The following is a 23,384-nucleotide window of genomic DNA, read 5'->3' as shown; positions in this document are numbered from 1 at the left end:
TCGCGGCGGGCCGCGGGGTGGCCGGGTTGGCGTGCCGGGGTGACACCTGTCGAACCGGCCCGGCCAGCTCTCCGCGGGGCGGGACTGTGCTGATCGACAGGCCCTGGCGCAGTGACGTGCCCGCTTTCGCCCCGCGTCGGGCGGGTAGGTGCTGATCGACAGGCGTTGGTGCAGTGACATGCACGCTCTCGCCCGCGCTGGGCGCGACCGTGCTGGTCAACAGGCCCTGGTCTGGCGACATGCGCGCTTCCGCCCCGGACTGGGCGCGGAAGTGCTGATCAACAGCCTGTGGCGCTGGGGCATGCGCGCTTCCGCCCTCTACTGGGCGGGACGGTGCTGATCGACAGGCCCCGGTGCGGCGGTATGCGCGGTTCCGCCCCGCGCCGGGGAATCGTGCTGGTCGAGCGGAGCCTGCCGAGGTGAGGTGCTTGTCGACAGGTCGATCTGACGCCGTCGTCGGCTCCCTGACAGCGTTCCACCGCGTGCTTCCCCGGTACTCGGCGACAGGCGGCGGAGCCCCGATGGGCACGGTGGCCGCGGTCGCGATGCGTTCCCCGGGGGCGCACACCTCTGACGGTAGGGCGAGTACGCGTCCGACCGGCCGTCGCGCTTCGCGAGTTCCCACCCGGCACAGCTGTCGTGGCCTGTGCAATCGGATCGGGCTGCATCAGCACGGCGGGAGAAGCGCAGGACGCCCGATCCGCACCGCGCTGGTCCGGCCGTCACCCGAGCGGGAGAGTGATCGCCGGCCCGGATCCGGGGCGGAGCGGTCCCTGTCGTGCGACCGTCCCGCAGGCAGGACCGGGAGCCGCCTGGGCCGCCCGCTCGATGTCGGTACCCGCGAGGCGCCGTGGGCTGCCGTCCCGGTCAGGCCGGTCCGTGCGGCGCAGGCTCCGCCGCCGGACGTCCGCCGTGGGCGCGACGACCGGGCTGGGTCGTCTCCAGCCGTCGGCGCCACTGTTCCCAGGTGTCGGGGTCGAGGGTCTGGGCGGCGGGCGGGGTCGAGGACGTGCGCTGCCGGGGAACGAACGCCCGGGCGGGCGCCGGTGGCTCCGACCCGTATGTCTCGGGTCGTGCCCAGGATGGACGGGCCGGGGCCGGATCCGAACGGGCCGGGTCCGGCAGCACGCGCCCCGGGAGCGGGGTAGCCGGTGAGACCGGAGCCGGGCCACCCGGAGCGGGGGAGCCTGCGGCCGGCGAGCCCGGAGCGGGTGCGACCGCAGGCAGTGACTCCGGAGCAGGTGAGGTGGGAGCAGGGGGGACCGCAGCAGGCCATGCCGGAGCCGGTGAGTTCGGAGTGGGGCGGACCGCAGCAGGCACCGGTGAGTTCGGAGCGGACGACAGCGAGGCAGTCGGTCCCGCCGACCGCGGAACCGACCCCACCGGGGCCGCGTCCGGTGGGGCCGCCGCCGGTCGCATCCGCGCCGGCAGGTCCAGCGGTGCCCACGGCCAGTGCGCCTGCGCGCCCCTCGAGTGCCAGAACCCCAGCCCGAGCACCAGGCCGAAGATGAGGTGTCCGACCAGTGACAGCGTCACCGTGACCGGGGTCAGCGGGAACATAAGCTCCTCGCCGCGCGGGGCCAGCGCGACGGTGCCGATCAGTCCGGCCCAGACCGGCGCCACCGCGAAGCCGACCGCCGACAGCACGACCTGGGCGCGGGAGAGGCGCTGCAGCCCGAACACCGAGGCCACGACGAAGAAGGTCAGCCCGATCCCGCCGCCGTCGCCGATATAGCGCCACAGGTAGCCGACGACGGCGCCACCGGCCAGGTCGTCCGGCCGGCCGATGATCCACGTGCCCATCGTGGGGATGAAGTCGCCCCACAGGCCGAGCATGTAGACCGTGTCGAGCCGGAACACGTCATAGGTCGCGCAGGCGACCACGCCCCACGCCAGCCCGTGGGCGATGACCCGGTCACCCGGATGCGGGTCGAACACGGTGAGCACGGCCAGCGTCGTCGCCAGGGGGATCACCAGCAGCGCTGCCGAGAGCTGCATCGGAACCAGTCGGAACACGTGCGCAGAGATCGCCAGCAGGGGCAGCGCGGCCAGCAGGACGTGCAGGGCCACCCGGAGCCGGCCGGGCCCACCCGCGACGGGGGAGAGGAAGGAACCGGCCGGGCGCGACGGGGCGTCACCGTCGGCCGGAACGCGGAGGGGGAGGACGCGGGGAGCGCGTGGGGACAGCACTGGGCGAAGTCGAAGCATCGGTCATTTCCGTCTCGGGGGCCCCGGGGCGACCGCCACCATCAGGGGGTGCGCCGCAGGAACGAGGGGGAGCGACCGCGGCGCGACCGGCACGACCGTAGGAAGCGGGCCGCGGTCCGGGTCCGTTCCTGGACGTCCGACCGGCGTCCGGCCACCCATCCGCGACGAATGGCGAGCGGGATGCTCCCTCCGGCACAACGGGTTCCGCCGCCCGGACAACCCCGCTCTCAGGGAGCGCCCGCGGAGAGGCGGCACGGCGGGCGCGACGCCCGTGTCGGGCCGCTGACCGGCCGCGGCCCGTGAGGCGTGTCGCACCGGGTCGCCGACCTGAGCGGGACGGCGGCGAATGGAGCAGACCGTGCCTCGTGCCGGTGCAACGACGCCGTCGTTCGCCGCGTGGCGCCGACCTCTCACCGGTGACCGGGGCCGATCCTCTCAGGGCCGTCACCCCGACGTCGGCGACTCCCTACCGTGGCCGCGCTGGACCGCAGCGGTGGCGTCCCCCGCACCACCGCCGTCCACACGACGAACGCTCCCCGCGCCCGCCCGCGACGACGGACCCGACCGTCGATCACCGCCGGGGTGGGCGCCACCCGGTCACGACCGGGACTGCACACACCGCGGAGGTACGCCCATGCCCCGACGTGGACGGCACCGCATCACCGGACCGATACGCCTGATCGCCCTCGTCGCCGCGTTGCTCGTGTGCGCCGCCGCAGTGGCCTTCGGCGGAACGGCCTCCGCCGACGGCTCGGGCGACGACCGAGGGTCGGCGACCGAGCAGGACTCCGGCTCCGGCGAGAACAGCCTGACCGGCTCGGACGGCGACGACGGCGACAACCGCGCAGGTACGGACGGCAGCGACAACCGCGCAGGTACGGACACCAGCGAGAACACTGCTGACGACGGCGAGAAGACCGGCGGCGGCGACACGACCGACGGCAGGAAGACCACCGAGGGCGGCGGGCCCGGTGGGCAGAACGACGACCGCGCCCAGGACGGCGCGGCCGGGGACGAGGAGGCCGCGGACGAGCAGGGTGACGACGAACAGTTCCCCGGCCGCGACCAGGCGGCCCCGCCGTCGCCCGACGACTTCGTCGACATCACCGACGTCGCACCCGGCAGCGGCCCGGACGACAAGGGCGGGGTGTTCGCCGGCGGCACCTTCACCTCGCAGTGCGGCACGAGCGATCACCGCAACTCCGACAACTACCAGGCGGCGCCGGGCAAACGAAACGGCGCGCAGCACGTGCACGACTACATCGGCAACACCACGACCGACGCGTTCTCCGACGACGACAGCCTCGCGGCGGGCGGCACCTCCTGCGCCAACGGCGACCGGTCGACGTTCTACTGGCCGGTCGTCCGTGATCTGAACGGCGCCGGCGACGACGCGAACGCCGACGGTGGCGGCAAGGACGGCAACGTCGGGGAGATCCTGACCCCGACCTCGGCGCAGATGACCCTGCACGGCCACCCCGGCCAGGAGACCGAGCCGATGCCGCAGAACCTCCGGATGATCACCGGGGACGCGAAGGCGGAGACCAACGGCGACGAGAACGTCGTGTCCAAGTGGACCTGCAGCGGCTTCACCGACCGGACCACCGAGAAGTACCCGATCTGCCCGTCCGGCAGCGACCTCGTCCGGATCCTGGACTTCCCGAGCTGCTGGGACGGCGAGAACCTGCGCTCGAACGCCGAGAACGAAGCCGTGGTGTTCCCGGAGGCCGACGGGCGGTGCGCCGACGGCCGGGTCGCCGTCCCGCAGCTGCGCATGACGCTGACCTACGACCAGCCCGCGGGCCGGGAGTTCGCACTCGACACGTTCCCCGAACAGCAGCACAGTCCCCGCACCGACCACGGGAACTACCAGAGCCTGCTCACCGGCGAGCAGGCCCGCACGGCGGCGACCTGCATCAACACCGGCCGCGCCTGCTGAACCGGCGGCGGGGGTTTCGCCGGCAGGCCCCGGCGGTACCCCCGCCCATGACGGTCCGGGTACGGCGCATCTACGACCCGCCCGAGCAGGGCGACGGCACGCGGGTCCTCGTCGACCGGGTGTGGCCGCGCGGCCTGCGCAAGGCCGACGCCCCCTATGACGAGTGGGTCAAGGACGTCGCGCCCAGCACCGAGCTGCGAAAATGGTACGGCCACGACCCGGACCGGTTCGAGGAGTTCCGCCGCCGGTACCGCGGCGAGCTCGACGGCTCGTCGGCGCTGGACCGGCTGCGCGAGCTCGCCCGGGACGGTGACCTGACCCTGCTCACCGCGACCCGGTCCCCGGAGTACAGCCAGGCCCGGGTGCTCTGCGAGCTTCTCGACGGGTGACCGGCGTCGCCCCCGCGGCGGGGCGGGCCGGGGCCCGGGGCGGCCCGCCGGTAGCATCGAGGGGTTCCCGCAGGTCCACCCCACCGCAGGCGCTGCGGACGGCGGAGGCCTGCCCCGGCCGCCGCGATGCGCGCGGCCTGAGCACGAGAGGTGGGCAGACGAGCCGATGAGCGGCCACTCCAAGTGGGCGACGACCAAGCACAAGAAGGCCGTGATCGACGCCCGCCGCGGCAAGATGTTCGCGAAGCTGATCAAGAACATCGAGGTTGCGGCGCGTACCGGCGGCGGTGACCCGGACGCCAACCCGACGCTCTACGACGCGATCCAGAAGGCGAAGAAGAGCTCGGTCCCGAACGACAACATCGACCGTGCGCTCAAGCGCGGCTCCGGTGCGGACGCGGGTGGTGCCGAGTACCAGTCGATCACCTACGAGGGGTACGGACCGAACGGCGTCGCCGTCCTGATCGAGTGCCTGACCGACAACCGGAACCGGGCCGCGACCGAGGTCCGCACCGCGATGACCCGCAACGGCGGCACCATGGCCGACCCCGGGTCGGTGGCGTACCTGTTCGCCCGCAAGGGCGTCGTCCTGCTGCCCAAGGGCGAGCTGTCCGAGGACGACGTGCTGATGGCCGTCCTCGACGCCGGCGCCGAGGAGGTCAACGACCTCGGCGAGAGCTGGGAGGTCGTCTCCGAGCCCGGTGACGTCGTCGACGTGCGCACCGCGCTGCAGCAGAACGAGATCGACTACGACTCGGCCGACCTCACCTTCATCCCGTCGATGCAGGTCGAGCTGGACGTCGAGGGTGCGAAGAAGATCTTCCGGCTGATCGAGGCGCTGGAGGACTCCGACGAGGTGCAGAACGTCTGGTCGAACTTCGACGTGTCCGACGAGGTCATGGCCGAGGTGAGCTGACCCCCTACACCGTGCGCGGCCGCGTCCCTCACCGGGACGCGGCCGCGTTCGTTGTCGGGGGTCGGTTCTAGACTCGCCGCCGATGAGCCCCGCCACACGGACCGCCGCGAAGCAGGCGGCGAAGCCGACCTCCGACCGCCCCCGGCTGCTGCTGCTCGACGGCCATTCGCTGGCCTACCGGGCGTTCTTCGCGTTGCCCGCGGAGAACTTCCGGACCGGGACCGGGCAGACCACCAACGCGGTCTACGGCTTCACCTCGATGCTGATCAACCTGTTGCGAGATGAGGAGCCGACCCACCTCGCCGTGGCGTTCGACGTGTCCCGCAAGACCTTCCGTGCGGAGCGGTTCGCCGAGTACAAGGCCAACCGGACCACCACGCCGGACGACTTCCGCGGCCAGATCGACCTCATCAAGGAGGTCCTCGCCGCGCTCGCGATCCCGGTGTTCGCCGTCGAGGGCTACGAGGCCGACGACCTGATCGCCACGCTGGCCACCCAGGCCGCGGCGCAGGGCTACGAGGTGCTCATCACCACCGGCGACCGCGACGCGTTCCAGCTGGTCACCGACGACGTCACGGTGCTGTACCCGAAGCGGGGCGTCTCGGACCTGGGGCGGATCGACCCGGCCGAGGTGGACAAGCGCTACGGGCTCACCCCGACCCAGTACCCCGACTTCGCGGCGCTGCGCGGGGACCCCTCGGACAACCTGCCGTCGATCCCCGGGGTGGGGGAGAAGACGGCGGCGAAGTGGGTCCGTGAGTTCGGGTCGCTGGCCGAGCTGTCGGACCGGGTCGACGAGGTCAAGGGCAAGGCCGGGGACAACCTGCGGGCCAACCTGGCCGCCGTGCTGCTGAACCGCCAGCTCACCGAGCTGGTCCGCGACGTCGAGCTGGGGTCGGAGCCCGACCAGCTGGAGGTGCGCCCCTGGGACCGGGACGCGGTGCACCGGCTGTTCGACGAGCTGGAGTTCCGGGTGCTGCGCGAGCGGCTGTTCTCCACGCTGTCCTCCGCCGAGCCCGAGGCCGAGTCCGGCTTCGAGGTCGCCGGCGCGATGATCGAACCGGGCGGGGTGCGGGCCTGGCTGGACGAGCACGCCCGCGACGGCCGCCGGGTGGCGCTGAGCTTCGCCGGGGTGGCCGGGCCGGTCGCCGCCCGGGACGTGGCGGGGCTGGCCCTCGCCGTCGGGGAACCGACCGTCGAGCAGCGTGCCGCCGGTGCCGTCGCGGGTGTGCCGCAGGCCGGCTACCTGACGTTGACCGGGCTCACCCCCGACGACGAGGCCGCACTCGGCGAGTGGCTGGCCGACGGGTCGGCGCCGAAGGCCGCGCACGACGTCAAGGCCGTGCTGCACGCGCTGCGCGCGCGCGGCTGGAGCCTCGCCGGGCTGACCAGCGACACCGCGCTCGCCGCGTACCTCGCGCGGCCCGGGCAGCGCACGTTCGACCTGGCCGACCTGGCGCTGCGCTACCTGCGCCGCGAGCTGCGCACGGAGGAGGCCGCCGACGGGCAGCTGTCGCTGCTCGGCGGCAGCGGCGACGCGCTGCCGGACGACACCTCGCCGGTCGACGAGGCCGACCGGCAGGCCGCGCAGCAGGAGATGCTGGCCGCCTCGGCGATCGGTGAGCTCGCCGACGCCCTCGACGCCGAGCTGGCCGACCGGGGCGGCACCGAGCTGCTGGCCGACCTGGAGCTGCCGCTGGCGTTCGTGCTGGCCGAGTGCGAGGCCGCCGGGATCGCGGTCGACGCCGAGACGCTCTCGGACCTCGAGTCCGACTTCGGCGGGCAGGTCCGCGACGCCGCGCAGAACGCGTACCGGGTGATCGGCAAGGAGATCAACCTCGGCTCGCCGAAGCAGCTGCAGGTGGTGCTGTTCGACGAGCTGGAGATGCCGAAGACCAAGCGCACCAAGACCGGCTACACCACCGACGCCGACGCGCTGCAGAGCCTCTACGAGCAGACCGGGCACGAGTTCCTGCAGCACCTGCTGGCGCACCGGGACGCGACGCGGCTGAAGGTCACCGTCGACGGTCTGATCAAGTCCGTCGCCGACGACGGCCGGATCCACACCACCTACTCGCAGACGATCGCGGCGACCGGGCGGCTCTCCTCGACCGACCCGAACCTGCAGAACGTGCCGATCCGCACCGCCGCCGGGCGCCGGATCCGGGACGCGTTCGTCGTCGGGACGTCGCCGGCGGGTGAGCGCTACGCCGAGCTGATGACCGCGGACTACAGCCAGATCGAGATGCGGATCATGGCGCACCTGTCCGAGGACACGGCGCTGATCGAGGCGTTCCGCTCGCAGCACGACTTCCACGCCGAGACCGCGGCCCGAGTGTTCGGGGTGGACGCCGCGGCGGTCTCGGTCGAGCAGCGCGCCAAGATCAAGGCGATGAACTACGGCCTGGCCTACGGGCTCTCGGCCTACGGCCTGTCCGGGCAGCTGCGGATCTCCACCGAGGAGGCCAAGGGCCTCATGGACGACTACTTCGCCGGGTTCGGCGGGGTGCGCGACTACCTGGCCGGCGTCGTCGACCAGGCCCGCAAGGACGGCTACACCGCCACCATCCTGGGCCGCCGCCGCTACCTGCCCGACCTGACCAGCGACAACCGGCAGCGCCGGGAGATGGCCGAGCGGATGGCGCTGAACGCGCCGATCCAGGGCAGCGCCGCGGACATCATCAAGGTCGCGATGCTGGGCGTGTACCGGGCGCTGCAGTCCGAGGGCCTGCGCAGCCGGATGCTGCTGCAGGTGCACGACGAACTGGTGCTCGAGGTGGCCGACGGCGAGCGGGAGGTGCTCGAGGCGCTGGTGCGCCGGGAGATGGCGGCCGCCGCCGCGCTGTCGGTCCCGCTGGAGGTCTCGGTCGGGTACGGCCGCAGCTGGGACGCCGCCGCGCACTGAGCGTCGTGCACCCAGCGTCGTGCACTGAGCGTCGTGCACTCGGAGCACCGTGCTGCGCGGGCGACCGCTCACCCGGCCAGGCGCTTCGCCGGGTCGGGCGGCGCCGCCCCGGCCGCGACGAGCGCGTCCGACCAGCTCCCGAGCAGGCGGGTGAGCGGGTACAGGTCCGTCCCGATCGCGGCGACGACCGCGCGCTGCATGGCGTCGGTCCGCTCCTCGAGCACCGCCCGGTGCTGCAGCCCCTCGGTGGACAGCCCGCCCCGGGTGAGCAGGCCACGGGCGCGCAGCGCGTCGGCGGCCGCGTCGATCCGGTCCGGGGTCCAGCCGCGGGACGCGGTGTAGGAGCCGAGCGGGTACCCGCACCACAGCTCGGTCAGCACGTTCATCTGCACCGCGTCGAGCCCGTCGACCGCGCAGACCGCGAGATGCGAGTCGCCGCGGTGCTCCCGCAGCACGTGGCAGGCGTGCACGAGCGCGGCGGCCGGGTCGTCCGGCCACGGTTCGGCGAGCAGCCCGGCGAACAGCGGCCGGGCCGTGCGGTCGGCGGCGTCGATCCCGCGGCGCAGCGCGACGACGGCCGCAGCCGCCTCCCGGTCGAGATCGGGCAGGTCGTCGCCGAGCACCCGGCGCAGCGTGCGGCCCGGGGCCGCCAGCCGGACCGCGACGAGCGCGTCGCGGTCCACGGCGGCGGTGCCGAGGGTGTACTGCGGGCCGATCAGGTCGCCGTCGAACACCCCGAGCGCGGCCACGGCCAGTGGCTCCGGCGGGGTACCGAGCGGGGCGACGCGCTGCCACACGTAGGCCGCGAAGTAGTCGTCCAGCCCGAGCGCCGCGTAGTCCTCCGCCGCCTCCGGCGACCAGATCGACAGGCACGCCAGCGGCTCGATCGCGTCCCGCAGCGCCCGGGCGCGCGACGGCGAGGCCGCGGCGGGCGGCGGGGGCCGGGGCCCGTCCGGCGGGGCGAAGAACAGCCCGCGCATGGTGCGGTAGTCCACGATCACTCCTCGGGTGCTCGGCGGTCGCCCGGCGCCGGCCGGAACGGTCGGGTCGCCGGAGCCCCGGCCGCCCAGACGGTGGCGGCGACCACCGGGTCCCCGGCGGTGAGCGCACCGTGCACCCGGGCGAGCTGGGCGACGACGGTCTCGGCGGGCAGGTGCAGCGGTGCGGTGTCGGCCAGCAGCACCCGGGCGAGCGGGCCGGGGTGTCCGGTGGCGCGGGCGGCGGCCAGCGTCGACCCCAGCAGGACCCCGGCCCGGGCGACGACGTCCAGGTCCGCCGACGAGGCTGCGGGCCGGGTGGCCCGGTGGTCCAGGACCGTCCGGACGACCCGCCCCCACGACCGCAGCGTCGCGCTCGCGGCGAGCGGCTCCGGCAGCGCGACGCCACCGGTCCGCTCGGCCCCGCGCAGGGTCAGCAGCACGCCGGAGACCAGCGCGGCCGCCACCACCCACTCGTGGTGGGTGCCCGGCAGCGGGGTCCGGGCCCGGGGCGCATCGATCCGCCCGGCGGCGGTGGGTGGCTCCATGGTCACCTCCGGGCGGAATCGGATGGGAACCAGCGTGCGCGGAGCCGGGCCCCGGTGCATCGCCGAAATCGCGTAGAGGCCCGCACCCGGGACCGGGCCCACGGGGGTATGCCCCACCGTCGTCCTGCGGCGGACCGGCTGTGACCGGGCCCGGGCCGGGACGAGACTGGGGGCATGACCGCCCTCACCCCCGCCCGGCCGGTGCCGGACTCGGACTCCGCAGCCGTGCCGCCCGGGCCCGGGCCGCTGAGCGCCGGTGTGCGCCTGCGCCGGGGGATGGGCTACCTGCTGACCGGCCTGCCGATCGGTGTCGTCGCGCTCGTGGTCGCCGTCGCCGGGTTCGCGGCGGGGGTGGGCACGCTCGTCGTGTGGCTGGGCCTGCCGATCCTCGTGCTGACGCTGCGGGCCTGCCGCGGGCTCGCCGGGGTGGAGAGGCGGTCGACCGAGTGGGCGACCGGACGACCGCTGCCCCCGCACCACTACCGGACCCCGTCGGGCTCCGGGCTGTTCCGGGCGCTCGCCGAGCCCCAGTCGTGGCGCGACCTGCTGCACGCGGTGGTCGCCTTCCCGGTCCGGATCGCGGCGTTCGCCGTCGCGGTGAGCTGGACGGTGGGCGGGGCGGGTGCGGCGCTGTACGTGACGTGGGAGTGGGCCCTGCCCCGCGACGCCGGCCCGGACGGTCTCGTCGGCCTGGTCACCGGCGTCGACTCGCGCCCCGCGGAGATCGCCCTGCACACCACCGTCGGCGTGGTCATGCTGCTCACCGCACCGCTGGTCGTGCACGGGCTCGTCCTCGCCCGCGCCGGTCTGGCCCGGGGCCTGCTCACCAACCAGACCGCGGCGCTGCGCGCCCGCGCCGCCCAGCTGGAGAGCAGCCGCCGGTCGGCGGTGCACGCCGAGGCGCAGACGCTGCGACGCCTGGAGCGCGACATCCACGACGGCCCGCAGCAGCGGCTCGTCCGGATCGGCATGGACCTCGAGACCGTCTCCCGGCGGCTCGACGACGACCCGGACCGCGCCCGGCCGATCGTCACCGAGGCCCTCGAACAGTGCCGGGAGGCGCTCGACGAGCTGCGTGCCCTGTCCCGCGGCATCGCCCCGCCGATCCTGGCCGACCGCGGGCTCGGGCCGGCACTCGCGGCGACCGCGGCCCGCTGTCCGGTCGAGGTCTCGCTCGACGTCGCGCTCCCGGACGGCCGGCGCCTCGCCGCCGCCGTCGAGAACACCGCCTACTTCGTCGTCGCCGAAGCCCTCACCAACGTCGCCAAGCACGCCGGCGCCTCGCTGTGCACGGTCGCGGTGAGCGCGGACGCCGCGCAGGTGTTCGTGCAGGTGCGCGACGACGGCCGCGGCGGTGCGCACCTCGGCAAGGGGCACGGGCTCGCCGGGCTCGCCGACCGGCTGGCCACGGTCGAGGGCACGCTCGACGTCACGAGCCCGACCGGCGGCCCGACGGTGCTCACCGCCGGGATCCCGCTCGGCGGCGTCGGCTCCTGAGATCCCGCCCGCGGTCCGGAGCTCAGTCCAGCCCGGACAGGAACCGGATCATGGCCTCCCGGGTGAGCTGCGCGCCCGGGCTGCCGAAGGGCTGGTCGAAGACGTGGTCGGCGTAGGGGACGGTGACCAGCCGGCCCGGGGTCCCGGCGGCGCGCAGCTCGGCGTCGTAGGCGGTGACCCGCTCCGGGTGCACGTAGTGGTCCGCGGACCCGAGCAGCAGCAGTGTCGGCGGCAGGCCGGGACGGACCTGCTCGGACGGCGAGAGCAGCCGCATCAGCCCCGGGGCGTCCGCGGCGGCCCCACCGAACAGGGTCTGCTGCAGGTCCGGGTCGACGAGCGCGAGGTCGACCGGTGGGTGGTAGGCGACGACCCCGATCGGCGGCGGCCCCGGTACCGGCGGCGGCGCGTCGGCCGGGCCGGTCCCGCCGTAGGCCGCGGGCGCCTCGGAGCAGGCCAGCGTGCCGTCGAGCAGCCCGGACGTCGTGCCCAGCGCGAGGGTCGCGCCGGCGGACTGCCCGGCCAGCACGAGCCGGCCCGGGTCCAGCTCGGTGCCGGGGTGCGCCCGCACCCAGTCGACCGCGCAGGCGACGTCACGCTGCTGGTGGCGCCCGACCGGGGCGGCGTCCGCCGCGCCCCACCCGGTCTCCGGCAACCGGTAGTCGACCGCGGCGACGGCCCAGCCGCGGTCGGCGAGCCAGCGGTTCATCGTCGTGCGGTCGTCGCGTTCGCCGCCGACCCAGCTGCCGCCGTGCACCCACACCATCGTCGGGTGCGGGCCCGGGCCGGACGGCAGGTACAGGTCCAGCTCGCGGCCCGGCGCGAACTCCACGGTGCGGTCCGGCTCGCCGGAGGGCTGCCCGACCCGGGTCAGCGCCGCCGTCCAGTCCAGCCGCACCCCCTCGCCCGCGGCGGCGCGGCCCTGCGCGGCCAGCACCGCGACCATCCCGATGACCGCGGCCAGCGCGACCGTCGCCGTCGCGTACCCGACCAGCGGGGCACCGGCCTTCCGGACGGCCAGCCCGAGCAGGATGCCCAGCACGGCCGCGAGCGCCACGTGCAGCGGGTAGCGGCCGGTGAGGAACGACCCCGCGAGGCCGAGCACCGGCGTCTCCGGCCGGAACGCGCCCACCAGCACGACCAGCAGGACGGCCGACCATGCCGGCCCGAGCACCCGGAGGAACGAGGTCACCCGCGCAGCCTGTCATCCCCGTGACCGGCACGATCGGGGCGGCCCCGGCCCGGCGTGCCCCGGCCACGGGCGGCGCGGCGGCCGGTAGCGTGCGGGTCTCGAACGCGCGTGCGGGAGGAGTGACGCGGTGCGAGTGCTCGGGGTCGACCCCGGCCTGACCCGGTGCGGGATCGGTGTCGTCGAGTCCGGCGCCGGTCGCCCGGTCGCGTTCGTCGACGTCGGTGTGGTGCGCACCGGCACCGACCTGCCGCTGGAACGCCGGCTGCTCGCCGTCGGCGACGAGGTGGAGCGCTGGGTGCAGCGGCACCGGCCGGACGTCATCGCCGTCGAGCGCGTGTTCAGCCAGCACAACGTGCGCACCGTGATGGGGACCGCCCAGGCCAGTGGCGTCGTCGCGCTGGTCGCCGCGCGGGCCGGGTTGCCGGTCGCCTTCCACACCCCCAGCGAGGTGAAGGCGGCGGTGACCGGCGAGGGCCGGGCGGGGAAGGCGCAGGTCGCGGCCATGGTCACCCGGGTGCTGGGACTGGACGCCCCACCGAAGCCGGCCGACGCCGCGGACGCGCTGGCCCTGGCCATCTGCCACTGCTGGCGGGCGCCGATGCAGGACCGGATGGCGCAGGCGCAGGCCCGGGCCACCGAGATGGCCGCCGTGCACCGGGCGCGGCTGGCGCAGGCGCGCGCCGCGCAGGACGGCGACCGGCCCACCGCCGCCGAGCAGTGGGCGGCGGCCCGGGCGGCCGCCGAGGCCCGCCCGGCCGGCGAGCCCCGGTGGTCCGTGCGGCGCCGGTGACCCTCCCGTGGTCGGCGGTGGCCCGAGGGTGACTCCGGCGGCGGGAGTGTGGCTGCGAGTGTGGTCGGGTGCGGGGGTGTCGGGGGTGCGCGGTAGCGTCCCGGCTCGAACGACCGTTCGCGGGAAGGGGCTCGGGCAGTGATCAACTCGGTGCGGGGGCCCGTGCTGGAGATCGGGCTGGACCACGCTGTCGTCGAGGTCGGCGGGGTCGGTCTCGCCGTCCACGCGGCGCCGTCGACGCTCGGCGGGCTGCGGCGCGGTGAGGAGGCCCGGCTCGCGACCACGCTGGTCGTGCGCGAGGAGTCGCTGACGCTGTTCGGGTTCGCCGACGCCGAGGAACGCGAGCTGTTCCTGCTGCTGCAGACGGTGTCGGGGATCGGGCCGCGGCTGGCGCTGGCCACCATCGCGGTGCTCGAACCCGACACGCTGCGCCGCGCGCTGGCCGACGGCGACCTGGCCGTGCTGACCCGCATCCCCGGCGTCGGCCGCAAGAGCGCCGAACGGCTGGTCGTCGAGCTGCGCGACAAGGTCACCGCCCCCGCCGCCGAACCGGCCGGCGCGACCGCCGCGGCGGCCCCGTCGCCGGTGCTCGCGGTCCGTGAGCAGGTCGTCGAGGCGCTGCTGGGGCTCGGCTTCCCGCAGAAGCCCGCCGAGCAGGCCGTCGACGGTGTCCTCGCCGAGAGCCCGGACGCGACGGCGAGCGTGCTCCTGCGCTCCGCGCTGTCGTCGCTGGGCCGCTCCCGATGACCTCCGACCCGGAATCCACGGCCCCCGACCCGACGGTCCCGGACGCCGCGGGAACCCAGGCCGACGACCCGTATGCCGGGGCGTTCGACCGGATGCGCGAGATCGACGCGGCCGCCCAGCCCGGCGAGGCCGACCTGGAGGCGTCGCTGCGTCCCCGGTCGCTGCACGAGTTCGTCGGGCAGCCCCGGGTCCGTGAGCAGCTCGAGCTCGTGCTGGAGGGCGCGAAGCGCCGCGGCGACCCGCCCGACCACATCCTGCTCGCCGGTCCGCCCGGGCTCGGCAAGACCAGCCTCGCGATGATCGTCGCGCAGGAGCTGGGCGCGGCGATCCGGCTGACCTCCGGGCCCGCCCTCGAGCGCGCCGGTGACCTGGCGGCGATGCTGTCGAACCTGGTGCCCGGCGACGTGCTGTTCATCGACGAGATCCACCGCATCGCCCGGCCCGCCGAGGAGATGCTGTACCTGGCGATGGAGGACTTCCGGGTCGACGTCGTCGTCGGCAAGGGGCCGGGCGCGACCTCGATCCCGCTCGACGTCGCCCCGTTCACCCTGGTCGGGGCCACCACCCGGGCCGGTTCGCTGACCGGGCCGCTGCGGGACCGCTTCGGGTTCACCGGCCAGATGGAGTTCTACGACGACGACGAGCTCGAGCAGGTGCTCGAGCGCGCCGCCGGGATCCTCGGCATCGACCTGCGCCCGGAGGGGGCGGAGGAGATCGCCGGCCGCTGCCGCGGCACCCCGCGGGTGGCGAACCGGCTGCTGCGCCGGGTGCGGGACTTCGCCGAGGTCCGCGCGGACGGGGTGATCCACCGCGAGGTCGCCCGGGCCGCACTGGCCGTCTACGACGTCGACGAGCTGGGCCTCGACCGGCTCGACCGGGCCGTGCTCGCGGCGCTGGTCCGCTCGTTCCACGGCGGGCCGGTCGGGATCTCCACGCTCGCCGTCGCGGTGGGGGAGGAGGCGGGCACCGTCGAGGAGGTCTGCGAGCCGTACCTGGTGCGGGCCGGGATGCTCGCCCGCACCCCCCGCGGCCGGGTCGCCACCCCGCACGCGTGGACCCACCTCGGTCTCACCCCGCCCGCCGACGCCCCGGCCGGGCACCGGATCGACCCGCTGTTCTGAGGGCTGTGCCCGGCCACGGGCGGTGAGCGGGCGCACGGACGTCCGGGACGACGTGGGAGGATCCGGACGGACCGAACGGATCGGGCCGACGCCGGCCGCCGACCAGGGGCATCCTGGGGCGGCCGCACACCGCGCGGGAGTACCCGGACACCGCGCGGAGGTTCGATCGCGTGCGGTGGGCCCGCCGGAACGATCCGGGCATCCGGGTCGTTCCCTCGCGGGCCGGTCGCCCGCGGGCACCGTTCGGCCCGTTGTACTGCGACGAGCGGTCCGTGTCCGGGAGGGGGCCGCCCGTCGGTGTCGGTCCCGGCTGGCACACTCACGATTACGAGACGAGACGGAGACCCCGCACGATGGATCTGATCCTTGCGCAGGAGGCCGGTGGTTCGGGCCTGCTGTCCCTGCTGCCCTTCCTCATCATCCTGCTGCTGTTCGTGCCGCTGTTCCTCAACGGCCGCAAGCAGCGCAAGCAGATGCAGGAGACCCAGGCCATGCAGCAGGCGCTGGAGGACGGCGACGTCGTCGTCACCACGTCCGGGCTGCGGGGCACGATCGTCGACGCCTCGTACGAGGACACGATCGATCTCGAGATCGCCGAGGGCGTGGTCACGACCTGGCTGCGCGCCGCGATCCGGGAGAAGGTCAACGCCGACGAGGCCGCCGAGGAGACCACCGAGGCGGAGCCGGAGTCGGAGAGCAAGTCGGAGTCGGAGAACAAGCCGACGATCCACTGAGATGTCGGGAGCGGGCCACCGGGCCCGCTCCGGCGGCCTCGGTTCCACGACCGGGCCCGGCGCACCGCGGACGCAGCGTCCGCACCCGCCGGGCCGGTCGGGCCGGGCGACCGACCGTGAGGCCGGCCGCGGCCGCCTCGCGAGTCGGATTCGGGAGATCACCACGTGGCAACGTCGTCGGGGCAGCATGTGCGCCCCTGGCGCTACCTGACGGCCTTCCTGGGCATCGTCGTCGTCCTGTACTCGCTGGTGCTGTTCACCGGCGGCGGGAACCTGACGCCGAAGCTGGGGATCGACCTCCAGGGCGGCACCCGCGTCTCGCTGACCGCCCGCAGCATCGACGGTCAGCCGCCGCCGCGGGACCAGCTCGTCCAGGCGCAGGAGATCATCGAGCAGCGCGTGAACGGGCTCGGGGTCAGCGGCGCCGAGGTGCAGCTCGACGGCAGCAACATCGTCATCACCGTCCCCGGTGACGAGGGCGAGCAGGCCCGCTCGCTCGGGCAGACCGCCCAGCTGCGGTTCCGCGAGGTGGTCCAGGAGATCCCCGCGAGCCAGGTTCCCGCGCCGGGGCAGGACCCCGGCGCGGCCCCGGGCGGCGCGGCCCCCGGCGCACCGGGGGACGCCGCTCCGGGCGGTGCCGCCCCGGGCGGGCAGGCCCCGGCACCGGAGCCGCAGCCGCAGCCGCAGAGCCAGGGCGAGACCCGTGCCGTCGCGCCGGTCGCGCAGAGCTCGCCGCTGCAGGACCCGTCCCCGGCACCCGAGCCCCCGGCACCCGAGCCCCCAGCACCCCAGCCCGGCACCGGAGCCGCGTCCCCGGACGACCCCCGGGTCGCCGCCGAGGTCCAGCACCTGCGCGACACCCGCCAGAGCGCGGACCAGGCGACCCAGCTGCAGGCGCTGCTGGCCCTGGACTGCAACGCCCCCGACCCGCTGCAGGGCTACGACGACCCGGCGAAGCCGCTCGTCGCCTGCAGCGAGGACGGCGCCGCCAAGTACGTCCTCGGCCCGTCGTTCATCGAGGGCACCGAGATCGCCTCGGCGGAGGCCCAGCAGAGCCAGCAGGGCGCCGGCTGGGTGGTCAGCCTGACCTTCGAGCAGGCCGCAGCCGATGCCTGGGGCCAGTACACGACCGAGAACGTCGGCAAGCAGACCGCGTTCGTCCTCGACGGGGAGGTCGTGTCCGCGCCGGAGGTCAACCAGCCGATCTGGGGCCCCACGCAGATCAGCGGGCAGTTCAACCAGGAACGCGCCCAGGACCTCGCGCAGACCCTGCGCTACGGCTCGCTGCCGCTGGCGTTCGACTCCGGCACCGCGCAGACCGTGTCCGCGACCCTCGGCCTGGCCTCGCTGGAGGCCGGCCTGATCGCCGGTGCGGTCGGGCTGGCCCTGGTGTTCGCCTACTGCCTGTTCTACTACCGGCTGCTCGGGCTGCTGACGATCCTGTCGCTGGCGTTGTCCGGCCTGGTCGTCTACGCCGTCCTGATCCTGCTCGGCAGATGGATCGGGTTCACCCTCGACCTGGCGGGCGTCGCCGGGTTCATCATCGCGATCGGGATCACCGCCGACTCCTTCGTGATCTTCTTCGAGAGGCTGAAGGACGAGATGCGCGAGGGCCGCACGTTCCGCTCGGCCGTCCCGCGGTCCTGGGAACGGGCCAGACGCACGATCCTGACCGCCGACGCGGTCAGCTTCCTCGCCGCCGCGGTGCTCTACATCCTCGCCGTCGGTGAGGTCCGCGGGTTCGCGTTCACCCTCGGCATGTCCACCGTCCTCGACCTCGTCGTGGTGTTCCTGGTGACGTTCCCGCTGGTCGTGCTCATCTCCCGGTCCCGGACGCTCGGGAAGCCGGGCCTGTCCGGGCTCGGCGCGGTCGACCGGATCGGTGCCCGCAACCGCCGGGACAAGCCGGCCGTCGGGCGGCGCACCTCGTCGGCGAAGGGAGCGAAGGCATGACGGCCCCGCAGGACCTCTCGGGGTGGACCCGGCTCACCACGGGCACCGCCAGCGTCGACATCGTCGGCCGCAAGAAGATCTGGTACATCGGGTTCGCCGTGGTGATCGCGGTGTGCGTGCTGTCGCTGGTGTTCCGTGGCTTCAACCTCGGCATCGACTTCACCGGCGGGTCCCAGATCCAGCTCCCCGCCGTCGGTGCGAACGGCCCGATCACCGTCGCCCAGGTCGACGAGGTCTACCAGGGCGTGATCGGCACCGAGCCCGAGACGACGCAGGCCGTCGGCACCGGGGACGCGGCGGCCATCGTGCTGCAGTCCGAGCCGCTGAGCGCGGAACAGATGGTGCCGCTGCGCGAGGCGTTCCTGACCCAGCTGCAGCCGCTGGGCTCCGACGGCGTCCCGAGCGCGGCCGCGATCAGCGACTCCCAGGTGTCCGGCACCTGGGGCGGCGAGGTGACCACCCAGGCGCTGCTCGCGCTCGCGGTGTTCATCGTGCTCGTCACGATCTTCCTGGCCGCCTACTTCGAGCGGGCGATGGCCTGGGCGGCCCTGATCGCGCTGCTCAACGACATCGTCGTCACCGCGGGCGTCTACTCGATCATCGGCCTGGAGGTCACCCCGGCCACCGTCATCGGGCTGCTGACGATCCTCGGCTTCTCCCTCTACGACACCGTCGTCGTGTTCGACAAGGTGCGGGAGAACTCGCGGGGGCTGCTGAAGCTGACCCGGCGCACCTACGCCGAGGCCGCGAACCTGGCGCTGAACCAGACCCTCATGCGGTCGATGAACACCTCGCTGATCGCCATCCTGCCGGTGCTCGGCCTGCTGGTGGTCGGTGTCGGGCTGCTCGGGGTCGGCACGCTGGCCGACCTGGCGCTCGTCCAGCTCGTCGGCATGATCACCGGGGTCGTCTCGTCGCTGCTGCTCGCCACCCCGGTCCTGGTCGACATCAAGCTGCGCGACCAGCGGTTCCGCGACCAGGCCGACCGGGTCGCCGCCCGCCGGGCCCGCGCCGCCGCTGCCCCGGACGGGGCGGCCCCCGACGGTGAGGCCGCGCCGGACGCCGAACCGGCGACGGATACGCTCGCAGCCGTGAGCAGTACCGCGCCCGCCGCACCCCGACCCGGAGCCCGCCCGACGGGCAAGACCGGACGGAGGCGCCGGTGAGCGTCGACGTCGACGGCATCCGGGTCGGCCCGGGGATCGATCCGGACTCGGCCGACGACCTGCTCCGCGTGGCCGAGCTCGTCCGCTCGGTGCCCGACTACCCGCAGCCCGGGGTGCTCTTCCGCGACATCACCCCGGTGCTCGCCGACGGCGGCGCGTTCGCCACCGTCACCACCGAGCTGGCCGCGCACGCCGGCGAGGCGGAGATCGTGATCGGGGTCGAGGCCCGCGGGTTCCTGCTCGGGGCGGCCGTCGCGCTCGTCGCCGGCGTGGGGACGGTGCCGGTCCGCAAGGCGGGCAAGCTGCCCGCCGTCGCCGCGTCGCGCACCTACGAGCTCGAGTACGGCACCGCCACCCTGCAGCTGCCGGCCGGTGTCGTCGAGCCGGGCGCGCGGGTGTACGTCGTCGACGACGTCCTGGCCACCGGCGGGACCGCCGCGGCGTCGTGTGCGCTGCTCGCCGACGCCGGGGCCGAGATCGTCGGCTTCGGCACGCTGATGGAGCTGACCGCGCTGAACGGCCGGTCGAAGCTGGGTGACCTGCGGGTGGACGCGCTCCTGAGCGCGTAGGACCCGCACGTTCCGCCCGGGGCGGGCCCGCGGACTATCCTCGGGCCGAGGGAGCACTCCCGCCACGGGCACGATCAGGAGGTGCGGTGACCGAGGTCGACCGGACGACCGCCCACCCGGCCACGCGGCCGTTGACGCCCGCGGACGACGAACCGCCGCGGCCGTCGGCCACCCGGCGCGTCCGCGCCCGGATCGCCCGGCGGATGACACCGCAGCGGGTCGCCATCGTCAAGCCGGTCCTCGAACCGCTGGCCGCGGTGCACCGGTCGCTGCACCCCAAGGCCGACCTCATGCTCCTGCAGCGGGCCTACGACGTCGCCGAGTCCAAGCACCGCAGCCAGACCCGCAAGTCCGGCGACCCCTACATCACCCACCCGCTGGCCGTCTCGACGATCCTCGCCGAGCTCGGCATGGACACCACCACGCTGGTCGCCGCGCTGCTGCACGACACCGTCGAGGACACCGACTACTCGCTGGAGCGGCTGCGCGCCGACTTCGGTGACGAGGTGGCGCACCTGGTCGACGGCGTCACCAAGCTCGACAAGGTCGAGTTCGGCTCGGCAGCCGAGGCCGAGACGATCCGCAAGATGGTCGTCGCGATGGCGCGCGACCCGCGGGTGCTCGTCATCAAGCTCTCCGACCGGCTGCACAACATGCGCACCATGCGCTTCCTGCGGCCGGAGAAGCAGGTCAAGAAGGCGAACGAGACCCTCGAGGTGTTCGCCCCGCTCGCGCACCGGCTCGGCATGGCCACGGTGAAGCTGGAGCTGGAGGACCTGTCGTTCGCGATCCTGCAGCCGAAGAAGTACCAGGAGATCGTGCGGCTGGTCGCCGACCGGGCGCCGTCGCGCGACACCTACCTGCGCCAGGTGATCGACGAGGTCACCTCGCAGCTGGACTCGGCGCGGATCCCGGCGAAGGTCGAGGGCCGCCCGAAGCACTACTACTCGATCTACCGCAAGATGATCGTCAAGGGCCGGGACTTCGACGACATCCACGACCTCGTGGGCGTCCGCGTGCTGGTCGACGAGGTGCGGGACTGCTACGCCGCGATCGGCATGGTGCACGCGCTGTGGCAGCCGATGCCCGGCCGGTTCAAGGACTACATCGCCCAGCCCCGGTTCGGGGTGTACCAGTCGCTGCACACCACCGTCATCGGGCCGGACGGCAAGCCGCTCGAGGTGCAGATCCGCACGCACGCGATGCACCGCACCGCGGAGTACGGCATCGCCGCGCACTGGCGCTACAAGGAGGTCAAGGGCGGCGCGGGCAAGGAGGTCGAGGTCGAGGAGATGGCGTGGATGCGCCAGCTGCTCGACTGGCAGCGCGAGGCCGCCGACCCCGGCGAGTTCCTCGACTCGCTGCGCTTCGACCTCGCCGCGCGGGAGATCTTCGTGTTCACCCCGAAGGGCGACGTCGTCACCCTGCCCACCGGGTCCACCCCGATCGACCTGGCCTACGCCGTGCACACCGAGGTCGGGCACCGCTGCATCGGGTCGCGGGTCAACGGCAAGCTGGTCGCGCTGGAACGGCAGCTGTCCTCCGGCGACGTCGTCGAGATCTTCACCTCCAAGGCCGAGGACGCGGGCCCCAGCCGCGACTGGCTGTCCATCGCGAAGTCCCCGCGGGCCAAGGCCAAGATCAAGCAGTGGTTCGCCAAGGAGCGCCGCGAGGAGGCCGTCGAGGAGGGCAAGGAGGCGATCACCAAGGAGGCCCGCCGCACCGGGATGCCGCTGCAGCGGCTGATCTCCGCCGACGCCATGTCGGCGATCGCCCGGGAGATGCACTACACCGACGTCTCCGCGCTCTACGCCGCCGTCGGCGAGCACCAGTCCAGCGCCCAGCACGTCGTCCAGCGGCTCGTCGCCTGGTTCGGCGGCGAGGAGGAGGCCGAGGAGGAGCTCGCCGAGCGGGCCACGCCGTCCACGGTGCGTCACCGGCGGCCCTCGGGCAACGCCGGTGTCGTCGTGCAGGACGGCGACGGCAACGCGATGGGCGACCTCTACGTCAAGCTCGCCCGCTGCTGCACCCCGGTGCCGGGCGACGAGATCCTCGGCTTCGTCACCCGCGGCGGCGGGATCAGCGTGCACCGCACCGACTGCACCAACGCCGGCGACCTCACCACCCGCGAGGAGCGCCTCGTCGACGTCGCGTGGTCGGTGTCGCCGGAGTCGGTGTTCCTGGTGGCGATCCAGGTGGAGGCCCTGGACCGGCACCGGCTGCTGTCCGACGTGACCAAGGTGCTGGCCGACGAGAAGGTCAACATCCTGTCGGCGTCGACGACCACCTCCCGCGACCGGGTCGCGGTGTCGCGGTTCTCCTTCGAGATGGGCGACCCGAAACACCTCGGCCACCTGCTGCAGGCCGTGCGCAACATCGAGGGCGTCTACGACGTCTACCGCGTCACGAGTGCGGCGTAGCGGCTCGTGAGTGGTTGTCGCGGTCAGGACCGCGACAACCACTCACGAGCGCGCCAGCGCACGTGTCCCGAGCAGCTCCAGCGTGGCCTCCGGGGTGAGCGGGTGGAACGGGCCTCCGCGCACGTCCCGGTAGGCGCGCTCCAGGGGCGAGCTGCGGAAGAACGCGGGCCCGCCGACGACCTCGAGGGCGGTGTCGACCACGGCGCGGGCCTCGGTCACCGCGTGCCGCTTCGCGGTCATGACGGTGGCCAGCGTCGCCTCGTCGGGCACCGGGTCCCCGATCTCGTCGACCGCGGACAGCACGGCCCACCGGGCGACCCGCAGCCGGGCCCGCATCTCGCCGATCCGGCGTACGGCGGCGGGCGAGGGCTGCCCGCGCCGGACGGTCATCCGCACGGCCTCGTCACACGCCCCGCGTGCCACCCCGAGGTAGGCGGCCGCCGCGACCGGTGCGAAGTGGATCGCCGCCACCATCAGCGGGCCCGCCAGCACGCCGTACGGCCGCCGGCCCATGATCTTGTCCGCGGGCACGAACACCCCGTCGAGGACGAGGTCGTGGCTCGCCGTGCCGCGCATGCCGAGCGTGTCCCAGGTCTCGACCATCCGCACCCCCCGGGCGGACAGCGGCACCGACATGTGCAGCACCTCGGCATCGGGGCCGGGCGGACCGAGCACGGCGGACGTCGAGATCACTGTCCCCACCGGTGCCTGGGTGCAGAACACCTTGCGCCCGTCGATCCGGAACCCGCCCTCGACCTCGACGGCCGTCGTCGTCGGGCACACCCAGTCGGAGCCACCGCTGGTGGCCATCACGAGGCCCTCCCCGGCGACGCGGCGCAGGGCGCCCTCGGCGTCGGCGGCGCCGCGGCGGCGTCGCCAGCACTGCACCGCGGTCAGGTACAGGTGCATGGCGGCCGCGAGCGCGGACGAACCGGAGTGGCTGCCCAGCTCCTCCTCGGCGATCACGACCTGCCGCAGCGTCGCGCCCAGGCCACCCAGCTCCACGGGTACCGCCAGACGCAGGTAGCCGTGCGCGGCCATCTCGGCGTAGGCCTCGGTGACGAAGGTGGCGTCCCGGTCGTGGCCGGCATCGAACGGGGCGGCGGCCCGACCGATCCGCGCGGCCAGCTCCCGGACGTCGTCGTCGGTGATCGGGCCGGTGGTGATCGGATCGGTGGTACCGGGGGCCGCCGGTGCGGTCCGTGGGTCGGTGGATGTCGTGGTCATGAGGGTTCCTCCTGCTCGGTTCCCGGCCGCGGACGGATCCGGCCGGGGCACTGCGTGTGATCGGGTGTCACCGTCGGCTCGGTCCCGTC

17 protein-coding genes and 1 pseudogene are annotated in these 23,384 nt (G+C 74.2%); 13 read left to right on the top strand and 5 right to left on the bottom strand.

Annotated elements, in window-relative coordinates; all coding sequences use genetic code 11:
- Nucleotides 1-867: 867 nt before the first annotated feature.
- Nucleotides 868-2,190, bottom strand: a complete 1,323-nt coding sequence (locus BM093_RS17765) for a hypothetical protein (protein WP_093344735.1) — start codon at nt 2,188-2,190, stop codon at nt 868-870.
- A 652-nt stretch (nt 2,191-2,842) separates the two neighbouring features.
- On the opposite strand from BM093_RS17765, the gene BM093_RS17760 reads away from it, so the two are divergent.
- The 4 genes from BM093_RS17760 (at nt 2,843) to polA (ending at nt 8,357) form a co-directional block, all read left to right on the top strand.
- Nucleotides 2,843-4,147 carry a DUF1996 domain-containing protein gene (locus BM093_RS17760; protein ID WP_093344730.1) on the top strand — a complete coding sequence of 435 codons (1,305 nt, stop codon included), beginning with the start codon at nt 2,843-2,845 and terminating at the stop codon, nt 4,145-4,147.
- Nucleotides 4,148-4,194: 47 nt separating this feature from the next.
- Nucleotides 4,195-4,536 (top strand): DUF488 domain-containing protein, encoded by a 342-nt coding sequence (locus tag BM093_RS17755; protein ID WP_093344725.1) that lies wholly within the window; start codon nt 4,195-4,197, stop codon nt 4,534-4,536.
- Nucleotides 4,537-4,702: 166 nt separating this feature from the next.
- A complete protein-coding gene (locus tag BM093_RS17750) occupies nt 4,703-5,452 on the top strand; it encodes a YebC/PmpR family DNA-binding transcriptional regulator (protein WP_093344721.1) in 750 nt (249 codons plus the stop codon).
- A gap of 82 nt (nt 5,453-5,534) precedes the next feature.
- The gene (polA, locus tag BM093_RS17745) at nt 5,535-8,357 is read left to right on the top strand and encodes a DNA polymerase I (RefSeq protein WP_093344716.1); all 2,823 of its coding nucleotides are present in this window, start codon (nt 5,535-5,537) and stop codon (nt 8,355-8,357) included.
- Nucleotides 8,358-8,425: 68 nt separating this feature from the next.
- Here the strand turns inward: polA and BM093_RS17740 are convergent, their stop codons facing one another.
- Nucleotides 8,426-9,352, bottom strand: a complete 927-nt coding sequence (locus BM093_RS17740; RefSeq protein ID WP_093344711.1) for an SCO6745 family protein — start codon at nt 9,350-9,352, stop codon at nt 8,426-8,428.
- Nucleotides 9,353-9,354: 2 nt separating this feature from the next.
- A complete protein-coding gene (locus BM093_RS17735) occupies nt 9,355-9,882 on the bottom strand; it encodes a hypothetical protein (protein ID WP_143105418.1) in 528 nt (175 codons plus the stop codon).
- Nucleotides 9,883-10,056: 174 nt separating this feature from the next.
- Here BM093_RS17735 and BM093_RS17730 point away from each other — a divergent pair, with 174 nt between their 5' ends.
- Nucleotides 10,057-11,379 carry a sensor histidine kinase gene (locus BM093_RS17730; RefSeq protein WP_093344703.1) on the top strand — a complete coding sequence of 441 codons (1,323 nt, stop codon included), beginning with the start codon at nt 10,057-10,059 and terminating at the stop codon, nt 11,377-11,379.
- A 22-nt stretch (nt 11,380-11,401) separates the two neighbouring features.
- Here the strand turns inward: BM093_RS17730 and BM093_RS17725 are convergent, their stop codons facing one another.
- Nucleotides 11,402-12,568, bottom strand: a complete 1,167-nt coding sequence (locus tag BM093_RS17725; RefSeq protein WP_093344698.1) for an alpha/beta hydrolase — start codon at nt 12,566-12,568, stop codon at nt 11,402-11,404.
- 127 nt (nt 12,569-12,695) lie between these two features.
- Between BM093_RS17725 and ruvC the strand changes: the two are divergent.
- The 8 genes and pseudogenes from ruvC to BM093_RS17685 all read left to right on the top strand — a co-directional run.
- Nucleotides 12,696-13,253 (top strand): annotated as a pseudogene (gene ruvC, locus BM093_RS17720) (crossover junction endodeoxyribonuclease RuvC); the annotation flags it as partial.
- Nucleotides 13,254-13,496: 243 nt separating this feature from the next.
- On the top strand, nt 13,497-14,105 hold the full coding sequence (gene ruvA, locus BM093_RS17715) for a Holliday junction branch migration protein RuvA (protein ID WP_093344687.1): 609 nt from the start codon (nt 13,497-13,499) through the stop codon (nt 14,103-14,105).
- Nucleotides 14,106-14,197: 92 nt separating this feature from the next.
- Nucleotides 14,198-15,226 carry a Holliday junction branch migration DNA helicase RuvB gene (gene ruvB, locus BM093_RS17710; protein WP_093344820.1) on the top strand — a complete coding sequence of 343 codons (1,029 nt, stop codon included), beginning with the start codon at nt 14,198-14,200 and terminating at the stop codon, nt 15,224-15,226.
- A gap of 353 nt (nt 15,227-15,579) precedes the next feature.
- Nucleotides 15,580-15,960, top strand: coding sequence for a preprotein translocase subunit YajC (yajC, locus tag BM093_RS17705; protein WP_093344684.1), 381 nt, complete (start codon nt 15,580-15,582; stop codon nt 15,958-15,960).
- Nucleotides 15,961-16,125: 165 nt separating this feature from the next.
- Nucleotides 16,126-17,913 (top strand): protein translocase subunit SecD, encoded by a 1,788-nt coding sequence (gene secD / locus BM093_RS17700; RefSeq protein ID WP_093344679.1) that lies wholly within the window; start codon nt 16,126-16,128, stop codon nt 17,911-17,913.
- Nucleotides 17,910-19,079, top strand: coding sequence for a protein translocase subunit SecF (secF, locus tag BM093_RS17695; RefSeq protein WP_093344672.1), 1,170 nt, complete (start codon nt 17,910-17,912; stop codon nt 19,077-19,079). The genes secD and secF overlap by 4 nt, the downstream gene beginning before the upstream one ends.
- On the top strand, nt 19,076-19,648 hold the full coding sequence (locus BM093_RS17690) for an adenine phosphoribosyltransferase (protein WP_425439169.1): 573 nt from the start codon (nt 19,076-19,078) through the stop codon (nt 19,646-19,648). The genes secF and BM093_RS17690 overlap by 4 nt, the downstream gene beginning before the upstream one ends.
- A gap of 131 nt (nt 19,649-19,779) precedes the next feature.
- Nucleotides 19,780-22,068, top strand: coding sequence for a RelA/SpoT family protein (locus BM093_RS17685; RefSeq protein ID WP_093344813.1), 2,289 nt, complete (start codon nt 19,780-19,782; stop codon nt 22,066-22,068).
- A gap of 42 nt (nt 22,069-22,110) precedes the next feature.
- Here BM093_RS17685 and BM093_RS17680 read toward each other — a convergent pair whose 3' ends face one another.
- Complete coding sequence (locus tag BM093_RS17680) at nt 22,111-23,295, bottom strand: acyl-CoA dehydrogenase family protein (RefSeq protein ID WP_093344663.1); 1,185 nt, start codon at nt 23,293-23,295, stop codon at nt 22,111-22,113.
- Nucleotides 23,296-23,384 lie beyond the last annotated feature (89 nt).

The sequence above is a fragment of the Pseudonocardia ammonioxydans genome (assembly GCF_900115005.1).
GTDB classification, from domain to species: domain Bacteria; phylum Actinomycetota; class Actinomycetes; order Mycobacteriales; family Pseudonocardiaceae; genus Pseudonocardia; species Pseudonocardia ammonioxydans.
Note: the sequence above shows the minus strand (reverse complement) of the source record. Positions and strands in the feature narration are given on the sequence as shown.